General features: G+C 36.4%; 14 protein-coding genes. 12 read left to right on the top strand and 2 right to left on the bottom strand.

Translation table 11 applies throughout. The features are described 5' to 3' along the window. Positions 1-1,316: hypothetical protein (locus VKY47_RS13125; protein ID WP_324313273.1), on the bottom strand; the 1,316-nt coding region annotated here is incomplete at its 3' end. Between the two features lie 262 nt (positions 1,317-1,578). On the opposite strand from VKY47_RS13125, the gene VKY47_RS13120 reads away from it, so the two are divergent. The 5 genes from VKY47_RS13120 (at position 1,579) to VKY47_RS13100 (ending at position 6,562) form a co-directional block, all read left to right on the top strand. Beyond that, on the top strand, positions 1,579-2,145 hold the full coding sequence (locus tag VKY47_RS13120) for a GNAT family N-acetyltransferase (RefSeq protein ID WP_324313271.1): 567 nt from the start codon (positions 1,579-1,581) through the stop codon (positions 2,143-2,145). Positions 2,146-2,258: 113 nt separating this feature from the next. Further along, positions 2,259-2,819 carry a Crp/Fnr family transcriptional regulator gene (locus VKY47_RS13115; protein WP_324313269.1) on the top strand — a complete coding sequence of 187 codons (561 nt, stop codon included), beginning with the start codon at positions 2,259-2,261 and terminating at the stop codon, positions 2,817-2,819. Positions 2,820-3,026: 207 nt separating this feature from the next. Further along, the gene (locus VKY47_RS13110) at positions 3,027-4,397 is read left to right on the top strand and encodes a TolC family protein (RefSeq protein WP_324313268.1); all 1,371 of its coding nucleotides are present in this window, start codon (positions 3,027-3,029) and stop codon (positions 4,395-4,397) included. A gap of 24 nt (positions 4,398-4,421) precedes the next feature. Then, positions 4,422-5,381: an HlyD family secretion protein gene (locus tag VKY47_RS13105; protein WP_324313266.1), complete on the top strand. Its 960-nt coding sequence runs from the start codon at positions 4,422-4,424 to the stop codon at positions 5,379-5,381. Positions 5,382-5,383: 2 nt separating this feature from the next. Next, entirely contained in the window at positions 5,384-6,562 is a 1,179-nt protein-coding gene (locus VKY47_RS13100) for an ABC transporter permease (protein ID WP_324313264.1), read from the top strand. A 21-nt stretch (positions 6,563-6,583) separates the two neighbouring features. Here the strand turns inward: VKY47_RS13100 and VKY47_RS13095 are convergent, their stop codons facing one another. Continuing rightward, positions 6,584-7,738 carry an RtcB family protein gene (locus tag VKY47_RS13095; RefSeq protein WP_324313263.1) on the bottom strand — a complete coding sequence of 385 codons (1,155 nt, stop codon included), beginning with the start codon at positions 7,736-7,738 and terminating at the stop codon, positions 6,584-6,586. Between the two features lie 233 nt (positions 7,739-7,971). Between VKY47_RS13095 and VKY47_RS13090 the strand changes: the two genes are divergently transcribed. From VKY47_RS13090 to VKY47_RS13060, 7 genes are all read left to right on the top strand, one after another. Next, positions 7,972-9,558, top strand: coding sequence for a T9SS type A sorting domain-containing protein (locus tag VKY47_RS13090; RefSeq protein ID WP_324313261.1), 1,587 nt, complete (start codon positions 7,972-7,974; stop codon positions 9,556-9,558). A gap of 552 nt (positions 9,559-10,110) precedes the next feature. Beyond that, positions 10,111-12,897, top strand: coding sequence for an aconitate hydratase AcnA (gene acnA, locus VKY47_RS13085; RefSeq protein WP_324313260.1), 2,787 nt, complete (start codon positions 10,111-10,113; stop codon positions 12,895-12,897). A 173-nt stretch (positions 12,898-13,070) separates the two neighbouring features. Continuing rightward, positions 13,071-13,364: a cupin domain-containing protein gene (locus tag VKY47_RS13080; RefSeq protein ID WP_324313259.1), complete on the top strand. Its 294-nt coding sequence runs from the start codon at positions 13,071-13,073 to the stop codon at positions 13,362-13,364. 246 nt (positions 13,365-13,610) lie between these two features. Next, entirely contained in the window at positions 13,611-15,230 is a 1,620-nt protein-coding gene (locus VKY47_RS13075) for an FAD-binding protein (protein ID WP_324313258.1), read from the top strand. Between the two features lie 14 nt (positions 15,231-15,244). Then, positions 15,245-16,972: a thiamine pyrophosphate-binding protein gene (locus VKY47_RS13070; RefSeq protein ID WP_324313257.1), complete on the top strand. Its 1,728-nt coding sequence runs from the start codon at positions 15,245-15,247 to the stop codon at positions 16,970-16,972. A 379-nt stretch (positions 16,973-17,351) separates the two neighbouring features. Further along, the gene (locus VKY47_RS13065; RefSeq protein ID WP_324313256.1) at positions 17,352-18,560 is read left to right on the top strand and encodes a tyrosine-type recombinase/integrase; all 1,209 of its coding nucleotides are present in this window, start codon (positions 17,352-17,354) and stop codon (positions 18,558-18,560) included. Positions 18,561-18,606: 46 nt separating this feature from the next. Beyond that, on the top strand, positions 18,607-19,245 hold the full coding sequence (locus tag VKY47_RS13060) for a hypothetical protein (protein WP_324313255.1): 639 nt from the start codon (positions 18,607-18,609) through the stop codon (positions 19,243-19,245). Positions 19,246-19,263: the final 18 nt, after the last annotated feature.

Here is a 19,263-nt window from a genome sequence, read left to right as displayed (position 1 = left end):
GTTACATTTTTAAAGCTAGCTGAAAATTTACTATGTGAAGAGAACCCACATTCCTCGGCCAAATAACTTATCTTATAATTTAAATAGTCTGGATCTGATTTTAACTTGTTGACAATATATTGAATTCTTAGCTTATTTATATAGTTGTTGTAATCTGTATTCTTATTGTTTTTAAGAATCTTTCTCAAATATTTTGAGTTGCTATTTAAATAACCAACTAAAGCTGAGAAAGACATGTTTTTATCTAAAAATTCCTCTGAGGCTTCAAACTCTTTTAATTTGAGCAAAAGCTCCTTCTCCGTTTTCGGTGGCAGGATTAAATCTATGGCTTTATTATATTCCTTTTCTGAGTTTTTTACACCTTCAACATCTTCCTTTCTCCTTTTAGATATTTTAATTATAATAAATACGAAAAGTGAAACAAAGGCAAGAAAAATTATAATTCTATATGCTGTATTGGTTCTAATTTGTTTTGGATCCTCTTTGTCTTGTTCATGAATAAAGTTTTGTATTGGAATGCTTAAGGCATTACTCTTTACAAGTGTCAAGCTATCGTTGAGACTAATATATTTTGTTAAATAGTAGGTTGATTTTTCTAAATTGCCCATACTTTGATAAAGATATCCTATCTTTTTAAGTATTTCAACTTGTAAATTTGTCCTTTTAATCTCCTGTGCAATAGCTAGCACCTCTTCATACTTTTTTAGAGATTTTTGGAAATCTTCCATTACAAAATAATGATAGGCATATCCTTCAAGTATAAAAGCGTGATGTAGGCTTTCCATATACCTGTCGTTCAAGTAAGGCTTTAAATTTGCTATGGTGTCGCTATTTATAATGGATAACCCTGAAGCCAAATAAGACTCTGATAGTTCAAAATCTTTATCTTTATCTAAAACCAATTTCGAGAGTTTTGGATACACTGAAATAAGCGGATACATCTCCAAAGACTTAAGTAGGTTTTTATGTGCCTTTTCAGTTTCACCTAAATTTATACATGCGATGGACATATTACTGTAAAAAATAGCTTGCAGATAAGAATTATCCTCTAGATCCTGACTGGTTTCTATGGCATCTTGCCAAAATTCCATAGCTTTTCTATCCAATCCTAAACTCAAGTAATTACGCGCCAAGCCACCCAAGATTCGGGCCTCAATCTCTTTGTTATCACCTTTATAACGTTGGGCTATTACATTTAAAAGCATGATACTTTTATCATATTCCCCCAAATCGATTAAAATTTGCGCGTCTAGAATATAATCAATAGCACTCTGATCTGTCGTTATAGTAATTGTAGGTAATATCTCTTCTTGCATCCATTTATTTTCAGCATGCAATAAGTGACCTTGTAAAGAACAATAAAATAAAAAAATGGCGGTAAGTAACTGCTTGATAGGCTATGATTATTAATTAACTACAAAGTTAAATAATCTTTTGCTAAGATTACAAATATAAAGACATGGAAACCAGTGCCATTTATTCATTTTTACAAATAAAATCAATAAATTTCTATTAGTTTTGTGTATATTAATTTCGTTTTTCAGCTATCGAATACATTTATTTTATAAACAGGTATATATGATAAAAACCAGAATTGGAACCAAGAATGACATCGATGGCATTTTAGCCCTACAAGAAAAAAACCTGTATAGAAACTTAAATGACGTCGAGCGGAAAGAAGGTTTTGTAACCACGCCTTTCACTGTTAATCAAATTGAAGAAATAATTAAAGAAAACGGCCTATTTGTAGCCATTACTAAGAACAACGAACTTGTGGCCTATGCTTTTGCCGGAAGTTGGAACTATTTCGAGCAATGGGAAATCTTTAATTTTATGGTCTCTCGTTTTCCAAAATTATCTTTTCATGGAAATAAAATAACTACAGAAAACAGCTTTCAATACGGCCCGGTTTGTATTGATAAAAATTATCGTGGTCAAGGTTTACTAAATCAAATTTTCGAGGAAATGAGGATTGAATTTCTAAAAGCATATCCCATCTCTATCACCTTTATAAATAAAATAAACGTTATATCTGAAAAGGCCCATACTAGAAAACTAGGTTGGGAAATTATTGATGAGTTTGAATTTAACAACAACACATATATTGGATTGGCATTCGATATGAAACATTCTGTTTTGAAATAAAAGAATAAAAAACGAGCTATTACTCAAGTTCTAAGTCAAGGAAATAAGTATATTCTTGACTATTTTTCAATATATTTGAACTTAATTATCATGCCAATTTATCATAAACCCCAATGGATCTATCCACGTTTCTACTTTCTATAACTCCTTTTAATCCCGAAGAATTAGAGGATATCTTATCCCATTTTGAAAAAGAGAACCTCCCTAAGAATACGATGTTGATTGAACAAAATCAAATAAGCAAAAAACTATATTTCGTTGAAAAAGGAATGGGCAGAAGCTATTACTTAAAGGAAGATGGCAAAGAAGTGACCCAATGGTTTTTCGGAATTGGAAAGTTTATGACGAGTGTTGATAGTTTTTTTCAGCAAAGTGAAAGTTTATACTATTTAGAAACGCTAGAAGCATCCACGGTTTATTCCATTTCCAAAGAAAACATGGATCTTCTATTTTTCAAATATCACAAGATGGAACAACTTGGCCGATTGGTTTCCATTGAAATGCTCACCAAAGTAGTGAACAAGCTCAATGCCATTCAATTTCAGACCGCTAGTGAGCGCTATAACTATATGCTGGCCGAATTTCCAGATATTTCCAGCCGCGTTCCTTTGGGGCATATTGCTTCTTATCTAGGGATGACGCCAGAGACACTAAGCCGCATACGAAGGGGTTAGTGGTTAACAGGTACTAGGCCACTTCATTCTCAAACAAAAGATCTATATCTTACTGTCATTCTATTTTGCGAAAAATCTCGATTTTGCTCTCTATCTTCCTAAGACTTATTATATTGAATCTTAATAGATTTGTGTTTTTTGACCTAGGTCAAAGGAATCCACTCCTATTCGCCTTAACTTTGTAGCGTAATTAAAAAACTATTATTCATGCAAATCAACAAAGGTACCATCAAGATCTTGCTAATCAGTATTGTTGGGTTTTTTTCAATGGAAAGTTATTCGCAACAATTAGATCCTGTGCTCAAGGAACTAATAGTTAAAGGTCTTAATAAAAGTCAGATCGTAAAAATTAACTCCATTGAAGCGGAACAAGCAAATTTGGATCAGCGATTGGCCAGGTCGGTTTTTATTCCGAAAGTCACACTTAACGGAAGCTACACGCGACTGAATGACGACATTACTTTTGATGAGGATACTCAAAATCTATTGGTGGCCACACAAAAGCTCCTAATAAAAGAAGGTGCTGGATTGCCTTTTAACGCACCCTTTCCAGAAGGAATTCCATTAAAGGACACGCCAAATCTTCAAGACAAAAACATTTTAAAAACCTCTTTGGACATGGACTGGGTTCTTTTTAGCGGATTCGAGGTGAGCAATGCCATTAAAGCAAGTCGGCACAAAGAATTCTCCCTAAACTATTTGGGAATGGCGGAGAAAGACAAGATTGCGTTAAAAATTATTGAGACCTACGACAAGCTAGCTCTGGTATATGCTTCAGAAAAAGTATTAACTATTTCGGAAAAATATCTGGGCGAACAGGAACATTTTATAAATAAAGCTATTGAAAATGGCCTTGCAACTCCCATAGGACGGAAAAAAATTGAATTGGCCCAACAACAATTGGCAGGGAAACAATTAAGATTCGAGCATAACAAAACCTTGTTAATTGAAGAGCTTCATCGACTTACGGGAGAAGACCGAAACCATCTTAGAATCTTACATCCTAAACTGGAATCTTTTAATCTGAATAAAACCCAAACAGAAAAACGAAATGAAATAAAAGCTTTGGAAGAGGCTGAGCAGGCCACCATTTATAAGTCGAAAATGGAGAAAAATCATTTTATTCCAAAAGTTGCTTTACGAGGGCATTATGAATTTATAGAAGATTACCTCTCACTGCTCGATCCTGTATGGTATGTAGGTGTAGGTATTAAATGGAATATTTTCGATGGAAACCAATCGAATTTAAAAGCCAAAAAATCCACATTGGAAAGTCAAATTTATAGAGAGCGCATAGAGGAAGCCGAAGAAATGATCAACTTGAGCATTATAAAAGCCGAACAAACCTATCAGGCCACCTTACAAGCTTCAATAATTGTTGAAAAAGAGATTGAGTTGGCGTCGGACACCTATGATTTGACCGATAAACAATACAAACACGATTTAGCTTCCATAAATGATGTTCTAGACGCATTGACTGATTTAGAAAGAGCCAATTTCAAACTACAAGAATCCTTGTTTGATCAACGCCGAGCCGTGGCAGAATTGCTTCATGCCAAAGGAATTTTACAATATTAATTGCACTCAAAAGAAATTATAAAAATGAAATCAACTACAACCATATTATTTAGTCTTGCCTCCTTGCTTGTTTTAAGTTCTTGCAACAACGACAAGATTACTACAGAAAGAGGAAAAGTAAAATTCGAAACCATTGCTTTAAGCAGCAAGATTGGTGGAAGAATTTCAGACATATATGTTACCGAAGGGCAAGATGTAAAAAAAGGAGACACGCTCGCCTACATCGACATTCCAGAGGTTCTTGCTAAAATGATGCAGGCGGAAGGTGCCATAACCTCAGCCCAAGGACAATTAAATTTGGCTTATAACGGAGCTACTTCCGAACAGTTAAGTCAGATTGAACAGCAGTTGATTTCCGGAAAAGCCCAATTGGAATTCGCTAAGGAATCGTATAACCGTATGAATAATATGTATAAGGATTCCTTGATAAGCAAGCAGCAATTTGACGAGGTAAAAATGAAACTTTCCATGGCACAAGCACAAGTAGATGCTTTGGCAGCCAAACAATTGGAAGTACAAAAAGGAGCAAGAATTGAGCAAATTGAACAAGCCCAAGGGCAATTGGATCGCGCTTTAGGTGCCAAGCAAGAAGTAACTTCGGCCTACAATGAAAAGTATTTGATTGCGCCCGCAGATATGTCCATTGAGACCATTAGTTTAGAAAAAGGCGAATTGTTGACTCCAGGTTACGCCCTGTTTAACGGCTATAAAAAAAGCAGTGTCTATTTTAGATTTACCATTCCCGAATCGAAAATATATAATTATAAACCTGGTCAAAGCTTGATCGTAGTAAACCCTTATACCAAAGAAGAAATTCAAGCAAAAATCATGGCTATAAACCAACTGGCCCAATATGCAAACATTACCAGTACCGCTCCTTTGTATAGTTTAGATGAATCTATTTACGAACTAAAAGTCGTGCCTACAAGTCATGTCGAGGATATGACGTTTTATTTGAATGCCACGGTTCTTATTAAACAATAACCATGAAGAAATTTATAAAATTAGTTCGCATAGAATTCAAGCGTATTTTTTCAAACGATGTGCTGCTTGCCATATTTTTTGGCGCTCCCATTCTATATGGATTTTTGTTTGGCTATGTGTATCAACAAGCCAAGGTTGTGGACTTGCCCATTGTTATTATCGATCAAGATAGGAGTCCTACTACCGATAAAATAATAGATGCTTTCGAAGACAATGAAGGTTTACTTGTAACCGATGTGCGTTATTCTGCCGGCAACATCATAGCAGAAATGCCGCTAGAACAATATGCTGCCGTGATAACACTTCCTACTAATTTTGAAGCCGACGTCTTTCAAAAAAGACATCCAGAAATTCGAGTGGATTTGAATATGGCGAATATACTAAACGCCAATACAGCCAGTGTTAACATACAATCCGTTTTAATGACGTTAAACGCTGGAATGGAAATAGAGGGTCTTAAAAAACAGGGGATGCACTCCGCTCAAGCATATAGTTCATACGAAAGTTTTAAAATTAACTTCAACAAACTCTATAATTCTACTGGAAATTATGTGACTTTTATGTTACCTGGCTTGTTAGGGGGAATTATGCAGCAAATTATTTTCTTAGCCATGGCCTTGGTTTTTTCTAGGGATTTTGAAGATGGTTATTTTGGAAAATTAATTAAGGAAAGCAAATCTTCCTTGTACCATATTGCATTAAAAGCAACGCCATTTTTACTGATGCTTCCTCTCATGTGGTTGGCTGTTAGTTTCTTTTTCCCTTATTTTAATATAGAAGCTGGCATCTTCAACTTTCCGATGTTGGTTTTAACAGCCCTATTAACTTTGGCATCGATGTGCATTGGAATGTTATTTTCTATTGCTATCCCTAGTCAGTTAAAAGCCACCGAGCTTTTGATGGTTATTTCTACGCCTGCTTTTATTCTAAGTGGATTTACTTGGCCTACTATGGCCATTCCATCAGCTATTACGAATATTGCACAATTTATTCCGTTGACACAATTTTTAAGCGGATTTAGAAAAATTGCTTTTTATGGGGGAAATCTTTCATCTATAAAATCGGAAATAGGCATGTTGGTATTCATAACTGTTATTGCGTTTCTTGCTATGGTTATCTTATTACAGATGAAGATTTACTTTTTTGAAAAGAAGCAAAAAGCTGTTGTTGAGGAAATTTAGTGTTAAAGATGTTACAACCTATTACGCTTTTATTACGGCCAACGGGGTCAACTCCACTTTAATTTCCACCAAGTCTTTTTGTAAGCCCATGACCTCTTTAATGTCCTTATAGGAACTAGGTGCTTCGTCCAAATCTTTTTTATGGCGAAGTGCATGGAGCACGCCCATCTCTTTTAGTTGGGCGACTTCTTTTTTAAGGTCCAAGCTTCTTCGCGCTTCGGCACGACTCATTACGCGGCCAGCGCCGTGCGAGCAGGAGTTAAAGGACAGCGGATTCCCTTTTCCTTGTACCAAGTAGGAATGAGTACCTTGAGATCCTGGAATCATTCCCCACTCTCCCTTTTCAGCTCGGGTAGCTCCTTTTCTATGGACCATTAGGTTTTCTCCAAAATGGGTTTCCCAAGCTGCGAAATTATGAGGCTTATTGATAAAATTTGAAAACTCGACTTCCGGAACTAAAGCCACAAAAGCATCCTTTACGCGCTCCATCATCAGTTTGCGGTTTTGTAAGGCGAATTCGATGCAGTAGTTCATTTCCTTAAAATAATTGTCGTAGCTCTCAGTACCTTTAACAAAATACGACAAATCCTTTGGCACCTGGTTTCCTCGTTGTTTCGTTTCTTCCACGGCTTTTTTATGATAGTGGTTGGCCACCGTATATCCCATATTTCGCGAACCCGAATGGACCATAATCCAAATGAAGCCGTCGGAGCCCTTTTGAATTTCTATAAAATGATTCCCACCTCCCAAGGTTCCAATTTGGTATTTTCCTCTTTCAAATTCTTGGGAAACAATTGGCAAATCCTCATTCAAAACTGGCATCCATGTATCGTCTTGCTTTTCTTGGTGCTGGTTAAATCCAACGGGAACTGTTTCTCTAATGTTGCTCATGATCTTTTTTAAATCGCCCAGTTCAATTTCCTTTAGATTGGTTTTTAAGGAACACATGCCACATCCAATGTCCACACCTACGGCATTTGGGACTATGCCGTCCTTGGTGGCCAAAATTCCCCCAATTGGCATTCCGTATCCTTGATGCGAATCGGGCATAATGGCAATGTGTCTAAACGCAATATCCAAGTTGGCCAAATCCTTGGCCTGTTGTAACGCGCCTTCCTCAAGATTTTCCAACCATAATTTGATAGGAATCTTCTCTGTTTCAATTTTCTGTATCATAACTTAGAATATACCATTTTTTCTGATTAAAAGCAAGGGTGATTTCCTACCATCTGGGAAGCGAGTTTTCCACATTGGATTCGTAAACATGCCACATAACTGGTTTCAGCTTTTAGGTCTCCATAAAATGAATTAAAAGGATGGCTTATTTTTTAGATCTTATATCTTTTAAAAATTTGATGACATTTCAATCTCTTCCCGATTTAGCTATATAATCCTTAAAACCTTAGCTTATGAAACTTACAACCTTCGCATTATTATTTTCCTTCTTTCATGTTTTCTCACAAGATCCAGCTATTCTTTGGCAAAAAACCATAGGTGGTAGTGCTGGTGATTATTCAAATGCATTTGAAGCTACTTCAGACGGAGGCTACATTCTAGGTGGTTTTTCCAACAGTTCTATTTCTGGCGAAAAAACTGAAAACGGTCAAGGCGGTTATGATATTTGGATTGTGAAAATTGACGCATCGGGCAACATTATGTGGCAAAACACCTTGGGTGGAAGTGGAGACGACACGTTATTCTCCATTAAACAAACTGCAGATGGCGGTTATATATTAGGAGCAAGTTCAGATTCCAATATTTCTGGCGATAAGACTGAAAATTCCCGTGGCGGGTTAGACTATTGGATTTTAAAACTTAACAGTTTTGGAGATATTGTATGGCAAAAAACTTATGGTGGCGCCCAACCGGAATTTGAAACCTCTGTGGTTGAATCTGGAGATGGCGGTTACTTTGTAGGCGGATATTCCGATAGCGATGTTAGTGGAGACAAAACAAATCCAACTAATGGTCAACGTGATTATTGGGCTCTTAAATTAGACAGTACAGGAGCCATTGTGTGGCAAAACAGTATTGGAGGCAGTTTGGTAGATCGCCCTCAAAAAGGAATCCGAACCACAGATGGCGCATTTATAATGGCGGGTTATTCGTTTTCGGGGATTTCTGGAGACAAAACACAAACCAACCAAGGGGTAACAGATAATTGGATTGTAAAAATAGATGGTGTTAGCGGAAATGTGCTATGGGATAAAGCTTACGGCGGCAGCGATAGCGATGTGTTGCGGGATATTATCCAAACCTTGGATGGTGGTTTTTTAGCGGGAGGTTATTCTAAATCAAACATTTCTGGCGACAAGACCGAAAACTCTCAAGGTAATTATGACTATTGGATACTAAAGCTGGATGCGAGTGGCAATTTGGTTTGGCAAAATACCATTGGCGGCAGTGGCATAGATTATTTACGCAGCCTGACCCAACTGGCGGACGGCACTTATATGATTGCAGGGTACAGTATAAGCAACATCTCTGGCGACAAGACCCAAAACAGCAACGGAGGGTATGATTTTTGGCTGGTAAGATTAGATTCCACTGGCGGCATCATTTCCCAAAATTCCTTAGGCGGTTCTGCTGATGAAAGCGCGCCCTATATTTTGCCAACAGCCGATTCCAATTTTATTATGTTCTGTTCCTCAGATTCGAGTATTTCGGGAGACAAAAGCGAAAACAGCAGAGGCCTTGATGATTATTGGGTCTTTAAAACTACTCCTGCAATTCTTGGAGTTCCTACCAACTCTTTCGGGCCAATGCTAAGTGCGTATCCCAATCCAAACAACGGAAGGTTTACGATAAATTTAGGCGAAACTACTTCAGAAATTCAGGTAACTGTATCCAATTTATTAGGTCAAGTTGTTTCTTCTACCAACTATAAAAATGTAGAAACCGTACCTGTGGACCTATTGGGAGATGCAGGAATCTATCTGGTACATGTAAAAAGTACAGAAAGCAAACAAGCCACCCTAAAAATAACCAAGAAATAATTCAAGGAATAAACGCTTTTAAAAAATTGGTTGTATAAAACGGAATTTATCGAGCTCGAGTTGATAAGCGATTTATCTATTAAAATACATTTCATTTTGAATGCTATATGTACTTTCAAACTATAGTATTTAAAATCATAAAAAGAGAAATATGTAAAAACAGCTATATATAAAGTGGTGCAAACCTGAAATTATCATTAAAATCATGAAAGAAACTTCTAACTTTAGAAATAACAGATGGATTTATTATGAATAAAAAATTAGAATCAATTCTTCATAAAAATATGGCTGTCATTTTTTTATATCTATTTAGCCATTCTATTCCTATGGTTCATTTCAATTTTGAATAAAACTCATTATTACAAATTAAACCCGTAACTTTAGGTCTGTAAGTTGATGTCATTTTTCAACTTACAGTTTACTTAAGCGTTGGTTCTATTTAAGCCTCATTTTTCTCAAGGGATAACCAAAAATAAAGTTCTAAAGAGCTTTTATTAATTAGAACGCAGGCGCTTATCATTCAAAAAAAAAACTCATTAAAATACTTTTATCATGGAAAAAGATCCTTTTAAAATTAAAAAACAAATAGATATTGACGGTAAAAGCTTGACGTTCTATAGTCTTACCGAACTTTCGGCACAAGGGTACAAAATAGATAAGCTTCCATTTTCCATTCGGATTCTTTTGGAAAATGCCTTGCGAAATTTTGATGATTTCTCGGTCACCAAAGAAAATATCGAAACCCTTTTACATTGGACTCCCAAAGGCACAGACAAGGATATTCCATTTAAGCCTGCTCGGGTTTTAATGCAGGATTTTACTGGAGTGCCAGCCGTTGTTGACATTGCCGCACTTCGGGCAGAAGTGGCACGAAAAGGAAAAGATCCTGATACCATTAATCCGTTGGTACCGGTAGATTTGATCATTGACCACTCGGTGCAAGTAGATTATTTTGGAACAAATTACTCCTACGACCGTAATATTGAGGAAGAATATAAACGTAATCAAGAGCGTTACCAATTTTTAAAATGGGCACAACAATCCTTTGATAATTTTAGTGTGGTTCCTCCTGGAATGGGGATTTGCCATCAAATAAACCTAGAATATTTATCCAAAGGTGTCATTGAACGCAACGGAGAACTTTTTCCAGACACTTTAGTAGGAACAGACAGTCATACTCCAATGGTAAATGGTATTGGCGTGGTAGCTTGGGGTGTTGGTGGTATTGAAGCTGAAGCCGCTATTTTAGGCCAACCCCTTTATTTTATTATGCCAGAAGTAATCGGGCTGAAATTAACTGGAAAACTACCTTTAGGTTCTACTGCTACCGATTTGGTTTTAACCATTGCCAATGTTCTAAGGAAAAAAGGAGTTGTAGGAAAGTTTGTTGAAGTATTTGGTCCGGGACTCGATTATTTATCCGTTCCAGATAGAGCCACTATTGGCAATATGTCTCCAGAATTTGGTTGTACCATTACCTATTTCCCTATTGATGGCAAAACCTTGCAATACATGCGAGAAAGTAATAGAAGTGAAGAACAAATCCATTTGGTTGAAACCTATTGCAAAGCGAATATGTTATGGCGTGAAGATGAAGACCGCATTCATTATACAGATGTTGTGGAGTTGGATGTTTCTAAAATTGAACCTACGGTTGCTGGTCCAAAACGCCCACAGGATAAAATACTTTTAAGAAATTTTAAACCGAAGTTCATTGATTTATTAAGCTCCTCTTTTGAAAGAGAATATATTAAACATGACGATAGGGAGCCAGACAATCCTTTAATCCGATGGAAAGATGAAGGTGGCAATTACACCTTATCACCTCCTCAAGCCATGCCTGAGAAAACGAGTATTGAAGTGAAAGAAAAAAACGGACTTAAAACGGTTTGGATTGATAAAGGAGAGCAAAAATATTCCATATCAGACGGATCGGTTGTTATTGCTGCTATTACCTCCTGTACCAACACCTCCAATCCATTTGTGATGATTGGCGCTGGTTTGGTTGCAAAAAAAGCTAGAGAACTTGGTGTGGATGTAAAACCTTGGGTAAAAACCTCCTTGGCACCTGGCTCGAAAGTGGTAACCGATTATTTAAAAACAGCCGATTTACTTAAAGACTTAGAAGCCTTACAATTTCATTTAGTAGGTTATGGTTGCACTTCTTGTATTGGAAATTCCGGGCCCTTACCTCCAGCTATTGCTAAAGCTATAGACGACCACGAACTTGTTGTGTGCTCTGTACTTTCTGGAAATCGGAATTTTGAAGCACGTGTCCATCCGCAAGTTAAAATGAATTATCTAATGTCGCCCATGTTAGTAGTTGCTTTTGCCATTGCTGGGCGTGTGGATATTGATTTAACTACGGAACCAATCAGTTACGATAAAAATCAACTTCCGGTATATTTAAAGGATATTTGGCCAACTGACGATGAAATTAATTCAGTTCTCAAAAAAGTACTTTCACCCAAAGATTTCCATAAAAACTACTCCGAGATTTTTGAGGGCAATGAGATATGGAGAAACTTAGTTATTCCGAAAGGCAAATTATACGAATGGGACAAAAACTCGACTTATATTAAGGAAATTCCCTTCTTTAAAGACATTTCAGAAACACCTCCAGCACTCCAAGACATTACAAATGCGCGCGCTCTTTTAGTGTTGGGAGACAGCATTACTACCGACCATATTTCTCCGGCAGGATCTTTTAACGAGCATTCTGCAGCCGGGAAATATTTACTTGAAAAAGGAGTGAAAAAAGAAGAATTCAATTCCTTTGGTAGTCGTCGTGGAAATGATGAAGTTATGGTTCGTGGCACTTTTTCAAACGTTCGAATTAAAAACAAACTGGCCAAAAAAGAAGGTGGATACACCACTCATTTACCTTCTGGAACTGAAATGACTGTTTATGATGCAGCCATGAAATATAAAAAAGATGCAACCCCTTTAGTGGTTCTTACAGGGAAAGAATACGGTAGTGGTTCTTCGCGAGATTGGGCGGCGAAAGGCACTTTTTTACTAGGAATAAAAGCTGTTTTAGCTGAAAGCTACGAGCGCATCCATAGAAGCAATTTAGTAGGTATGGGTGTTATGCCCTTACAATATGAAGAAGGTGATACCGCTGAAAGCTTAGGCCTAACTGGAACTGAAACCTTTAGCATACAGGGGATTTCTGAAGGGTTAACACCTTCAAAACACGTAGATGTTATTGCTGTAAATGACAAGAATAAAACTATAAAATTTAAAGCAATTGCCCGATTGGATTCGTTGGTGGAGATTGAATATTACCGCAATGGTGGAATTCTTCAATATGTACTGCGTCAATTTTTGGATAAGTAAAAACTGTTTTCATTTGAAACGAAATCGCATGTATTAAACTCTTAATTTCTTGCGACATCTAAAGATATGTGCGTGTTTGGTTTCTACCGATTTTCCAATGAAAATCATCTGGACCAAATGCGCACTTTTTATATAAAACCATTCATCAACATTAAAATTTAAAACCATACCTCATGGAACAAGTAACCCCTCCCAAAGTTAAATTACTTACTTCAGGCAATCATTTAATGGCTAAACAAATGCAGGCAGAAGCTGGTGATTTATTACCAAAACACCTTGCCAATATGGAATCGATCCTTTTTATCCAAGAAGGCGCATGTATCCTGACAATAAATGACGAAGACAAACTATTAAAACAAGGAGATGCCTTTGTTATACCTCCAGAAATAAAACATCAAATAAGAGCAAAAACGCATTTTAAAGGCATTCATTTTATGCCTAATGACATTAAATTTCAGTTTTTTTAAATAAATCAATTCATGTGTTATTTATTGTATGCTTTTGAATATGAGTGAAGAAAACCCGTTTCAAAGGATCGACGTGATTAAAAATGTTTATTTTAGAGCTTCAATGAAATCATGCATATTGTTGCTTTTATTCTTAAAATCACTCGTATTCAATCATAAAATTCTTTAGAAAACGCGCAAAGATTTTGAGAAAATTTAAGTAGCTAAAAACGCATTAAAAAAAATGACTCTTTTATAACTTAATTTATGACTGTTCTGGAATACGAAAACATTATAGTTGGTGGTGGCTTGGCAGGAATATCTGCAGCCATTGAACTTCTGGACAACAATAAAAAAGTACTGATTATTGACAGGGATACTGAAGAGAATTTTGGCGGATTGGCAAAAAAATCCTTTGGAGGTATTTTATTTTCTGGAACCCCACAGCAAAAAAGAGCAGGAATTAAAGATTCAGCCACATTACTTTATGAGGATTGGCTGCGCTATGGCAACTTTACCGAAACCGATAGTTTGGGCGCACAATGGGCTAAGTTCTATTCAGAGCATTCCATATCTATTATTTACAATTGGCTTATTACTAAAAAAGTCGACTTTCTACCTGTGGTCAATTGGCCCGAACGCGGGATGGATGTGAAAGGGAATTCGGTGCCTAGATGGCATATTACTTGGGGAACGGGTTATGATTTATCTAATAAAGTAACCAACTATTTATTGAATCATCAAAAAAAAGAACAGCTTGAAATAAAATTTCAGCATAAAGTGGCATCCATTATTATAGACAATAAAAAAGCCATAGGTGTTGAAGTTATTGATGAATTAACCAAAGAAAAATTCAATATTACCTCCAAAAACATAGTTGTTGCATCTGGTGGAATTACAGGAGGAAACCTGGAGCTCGTTAAAAACAACTGGCATCCAAATCTAAGCACGCCGCCAGATAGCTTATTAAATGGCTCTCATAAATATGCCGATGGCACCATTCATTTAGATTTAGAACAAAAAGAAATTCCTTCAAGTAACTTAAATAAACAATGGCATTACGCTGCAGGAATTCCAAGCCCACATCCAGAAACAGGGAAGTTTAGAGATGGCCTGAGTTTAGTTCCGCCTCGATCGGCCATTTGGGTCGATGCTACCGGAAAAAGGTTTACACCTCCGCTTGTGGCTTATACAGATACTTCGTATTTTGTTGAACACATCCTAAAAACCAAGGAGCAGTATTCGTGGAGTATTATGAACTGGAAAATTGCCATAAAGGAACTGGCAGTTTCGGGATCTGATTATATGACGGCTTTTAGACATCGGGATAAATTGAGATTGATAAGAGACGTTCTCTTCGGAAACAAAACTTTGGTAAACCGATTGATTGAAGAATCCGACCATTTTATAGTTGCCGACAAGCTTGATGATTTGGTAAAAAAAATGAATGAACAAGACATAAATAATAAAGTGAATTTTGAGATTCTAAAAAAAGACTTAAACGCTTATGACGACGAAATTGAAAGGGGCAAAAAGTACTTTAACGATGAACAATTACGCCGATTGGTAAATTTTAGATTGTATAAAGGTGATAGAATTAGAACCTCAAAATTTCAAAAAATATTAGACCCTAAAGCAGGTCCATTGATTGCGGTAAAACAATATATATTAAGCAGAAAAAGCTTGGGAGGCATTCCTACTAACCTGAATTCGCAAGTTATAGACAAGGATGGCAACGTAATTTCAGGATTATATGCCGTAGGCGAAGCTGCCGGATTTGGTGGTGGCGGGATTCATGGTTCCAGATCGTTGGAAGGCACTTTTTTAGGATCTTGTATTTTAACAGGAAGAGTTGCTGGAGCAAACATTGCAGGAATAACACTTTAAAATTAAAATTTATTATGAAAAAAACAGGTGCATGGTTAGTTGTTAACGCGTTAGAGCAATTACCTATATCTCATACATTTGGTGTTCCAGGCGTGCATAACACGGAGATTTATGATGAATTGAACAAGTCCAAAAAAATTACACCTATTTTAGTTACTCACGAAGGTGGAGGTGCTTTTATGGCCGATGCCGTAAGTCGTACTTCAAATAATATAGGAACCCTGGTTATTGTTCCTGCAGCCGGAGTTACCCATGCTTTAAGTGGAATTGGCGAGGCTTTTTTAGATGGCATTCCCATGCTTATTATTTCTGGTGGCATCCGTTTGGATGTTAAAAAAAGTTATCAGCTTCATGAATGGGATATGCATTCGGTTTTGAGTGGCATCACCAAAAAAACGTACCATATAAAAAAGCATGAGGACATTATGCCCAGTATTTTTGAGGCTTACCATATTGCTATTTCGGGAAATCCGGGTCCTGTTTTTATTGAGGTTCCTGCGGATATTCAATTATTTAAAGGCGACGTTTCAGAAATACCATTTTATAAAAAACCTGAAACAAAACCTGTCGTACTAGGACCTCAAATAGATGAGGCTATTCGTATTATTTCAGAATCTAAAAAAGTAGGCCTATTTTTAGGATGGGGCGCTAAAGAAGCTACGGCAATAAGTGTACAAATAGCCGAAAAACTCCATGCTCCAGTATCCACAACCCTGCAAGGATTTAGTGTGTTTCCTGGCGATCACGACTTATTTACAGGGATGGGTTTTGGTCCGGCATCCGTTCCCGCATCGGAAAACGCTTTTAAGGATGTGGATTGTTTAATTGCTGTAGGCACACGATTTGCAGAAATACCAACGGGAAGTTTTAGCGCAAAAGTTCCTGAAAACTTGATTCATATTGATATAGATGAACATGTTTTCGATAAAAACTACCAAAGCAAATTGGCCATACAAGGCGATGCCAAGCAGGTATTAGAAAGTTTATTAACAGAGCTTACTAAAAGGAACATAGAAAAAACCCATCCTAAATTAATAAGTTCTATTGCCAAAGACAAACAGGCCTATTATAAAGAATGGGCCGATTATAAATTTGATCGGGTAAACCCTTATCATTTTTTCAAAAGTTTAAGGCAGCATCTGGACGACGATGCCATTACCGTTGTGGACGATGGCAATCACACGTTTCTTACTGTAGAGTTATTTAAAAACCTAAAAAGCAAGCATTTAATTAGTCCCACAGATTTTAACTGTATGGGTTACTGTGTGCCGGCAGCCATAGGCGCTAAATTTGTGAACCCCAACAAACAAGTTATCGGAATTGTGGGCGATGGTGCTTTTTTGATGACTGGTTTGGAGTTATTAACTGCAAAAAGGAACCAATTAGGACTGGTTATTTTTGTTTTTCATGATGGCGAACTTTCCCAAATATCCCAAGGACAGGAAATTCCTTATAACAGAAAAACATCTACGGTAATAGGCGATTTCAATATAGATGGCATTGCACATGCTGTGGGTGCCGACTATTTAGTTATAGAAAATGACGCGCAGATTGACAACGTTATTAGTACAGCTCTTCAAGCGGCAAAATTAAATAAAACGGTTTTGGTAGATGTGCATATCGATTATAAAAAACGTACCCGATTTACAAAAGGCGTTGTAAAATCGGTTTTAGCCAATTTTCCTTTTAATGATAAAGTTCGGTTTATTGGCAGAGCTATAAAAAGAAATATTTTAGGATAAGCTATTCCTTTATAATAACAAAAACAACGATGTTACTAACAACGGTTGGGTCTTTATCACATCGTTGTTTTTTTTTGAAGTGATATCCATGTACCACAAACCGGATTTTCCGATAAAAACTGGGATAGCTTCATTAATAAGTTTCATCGTAACTATTATAAAAAAACTCGTGGTGTTTTAGATCTTTGACCTTCACTTTAACAAGGCAAACCCGACTAGTCTTTGTCTTTAGGGTTCCTATTATTTAAACATGTCATCTTTATATTTTCATAGTATTCCCCTACTCCATAAAATCATTTCCTGAGCCGACAAAAAACAAATATTCCAAATTAGTGTTTCATAATGTATTATTTGTTAACTTTAACCAATTCAACGCCTTATGAAACAGACCATTACACTACAACCCCTGCAACATAAAAACTTAAGCCAAATAGCTATTGGATTTAAATTTGATACCAAGATAAAGACCTACATTAAAAATTTTGATGGTGTAACATGGAGTGTCACGCATAAAACCTATTATGTGGCACATAGTGATCAGACGCTGCATCAGCTTTTCACCTATTTACAAAAAGGAGGTTACTATGTAGATTACAGCCATTTAAAGTATGTGAAGAGAGAAATTACATCGCCTTTTGCCAAAATAAAACCCCCAGATAAAACCATATTATTTCGCGAATTAACCAAGGCTCAAAAAGATATTTTAAAAGCGTATGTTACTTATTTACGAGGCAAACGATTAAGTGAAAGCACCGTTTCCTCCTATGGCTATTTTATACTTCGTTATTTAAACCATCATAAAGATTTAGAACTCATACATTGGAACACACGCAGTATCGAAGATTTTATGGAACAAGTTATTTCCAAAGAGTATTACAGCATTAGCAGTCATAGACAATGTATTAGTGCTTTTAAACACTTTACAGCCTATTGCGATTTAGAGAATTTTGATGCCAGCCATTTTAAACGTCCAAAAAAAAGCAATTATTTGCCAACAATATTGTCCAAGGAAGCCATCATCGATTTAATGCAAGTGACCCGAAATCTAAAACATCGCGCGATTATTGGATTAATCTATTCGGGAGGCCTTCGCATTGGAGAACTTTTAAATTTAAAACTTAATGATTTAGACATCGATAGAAGCCAGATACATATTAAACAAGGAAAAGGACGAAGGGATCGTACCGTTGGAATGAGCGAGGCCATCAAGCCTTTATTGATAAATTACATTCGCACCTACACGCCTGCAAGCTATGTGGTAGAAGGACGTGATGGTGGTGTGTATTCGGCAAGCAGTATTCGGAATTTTATAAAACAATCGTGTCGATTGGCTGGTATTAGCAAACCTGTTACGCCACATACATTACGACATAGTTATGCCACGCATATGTTAGAAAACGGGATTGATTTACGATATATACAAGAACTATTGGGTCATGTTAAGCCCGAGACCACGATGATTTACACGCATGTAGCTCAAAAGAGTTTGATGCAGATACGGAATCCTTTAGATGTTATTGTTGAAGAGTTGCAGTTAAAAGACAAAGGCAACAAGAAAGTGTTGATATCCCGAAATTTTAAGAGTTAATTAACTATATTTGAATTTATATAACGAGTTGTGCATAATGTAAGAAATGAAAAAGTTGCTAATATTTATATTCTTGGTTTCACAGTTGTCATTTTCTCAAACTGAAAAAGACGATTATGAATTGTATTCGATGATTTTAACTCAACAATTAAAGTTAGGAAATAAATCGAAAAAAGAAAAAATATTATTGCTTGAGCAGTTTATGGAAGAATTCGACGGAAACTACGAAGTTCTTGACCATAAGTCTGATTCAATCACGAAATTAGATATGGATATGCTTTATATTATGACATATAAAGATTCAACATTTATAAAAAGAATAAGTAATGAAAAGGATTTGAGGAACGTAATTGTTCAACTGACTTCCGACAAATCCGAACATCCAAAAATCCACGCGAATTTATTAAATACACAATCAATAGAAATAGAAACAATTACAGATAAAAAGTTCAGTTCATTCTTTGGAAATTCCAAACGAATTGATAAAGGTTGGAAACGAATCGAAAAAAAATACGGAACTGATAAAGTGGTCGAGTTTTCTCAAGTCAATTATAATGGACAATTTGCATCTACCTATTACGGAATTCGTTGTGGAAGTTTATGCGGAGCTGGAAACATTGTTGTTTTCGAAAAGATTAACGGAAAATGGGAAATACTGACGGAAATAAACCTTTGGATGGCGTAAAAACACTATGCACAACAC

This window comes from Xanthomarina sp., from assembly GCF_035306705.1.
GTDB lineage: Bacteria > Bacteroidota > Bacteroidia > Flavobacteriales > Flavobacteriaceae > Xanthomarina.
This window is presented reverse-complemented; position numbering and strand designations above follow the sequence as displayed.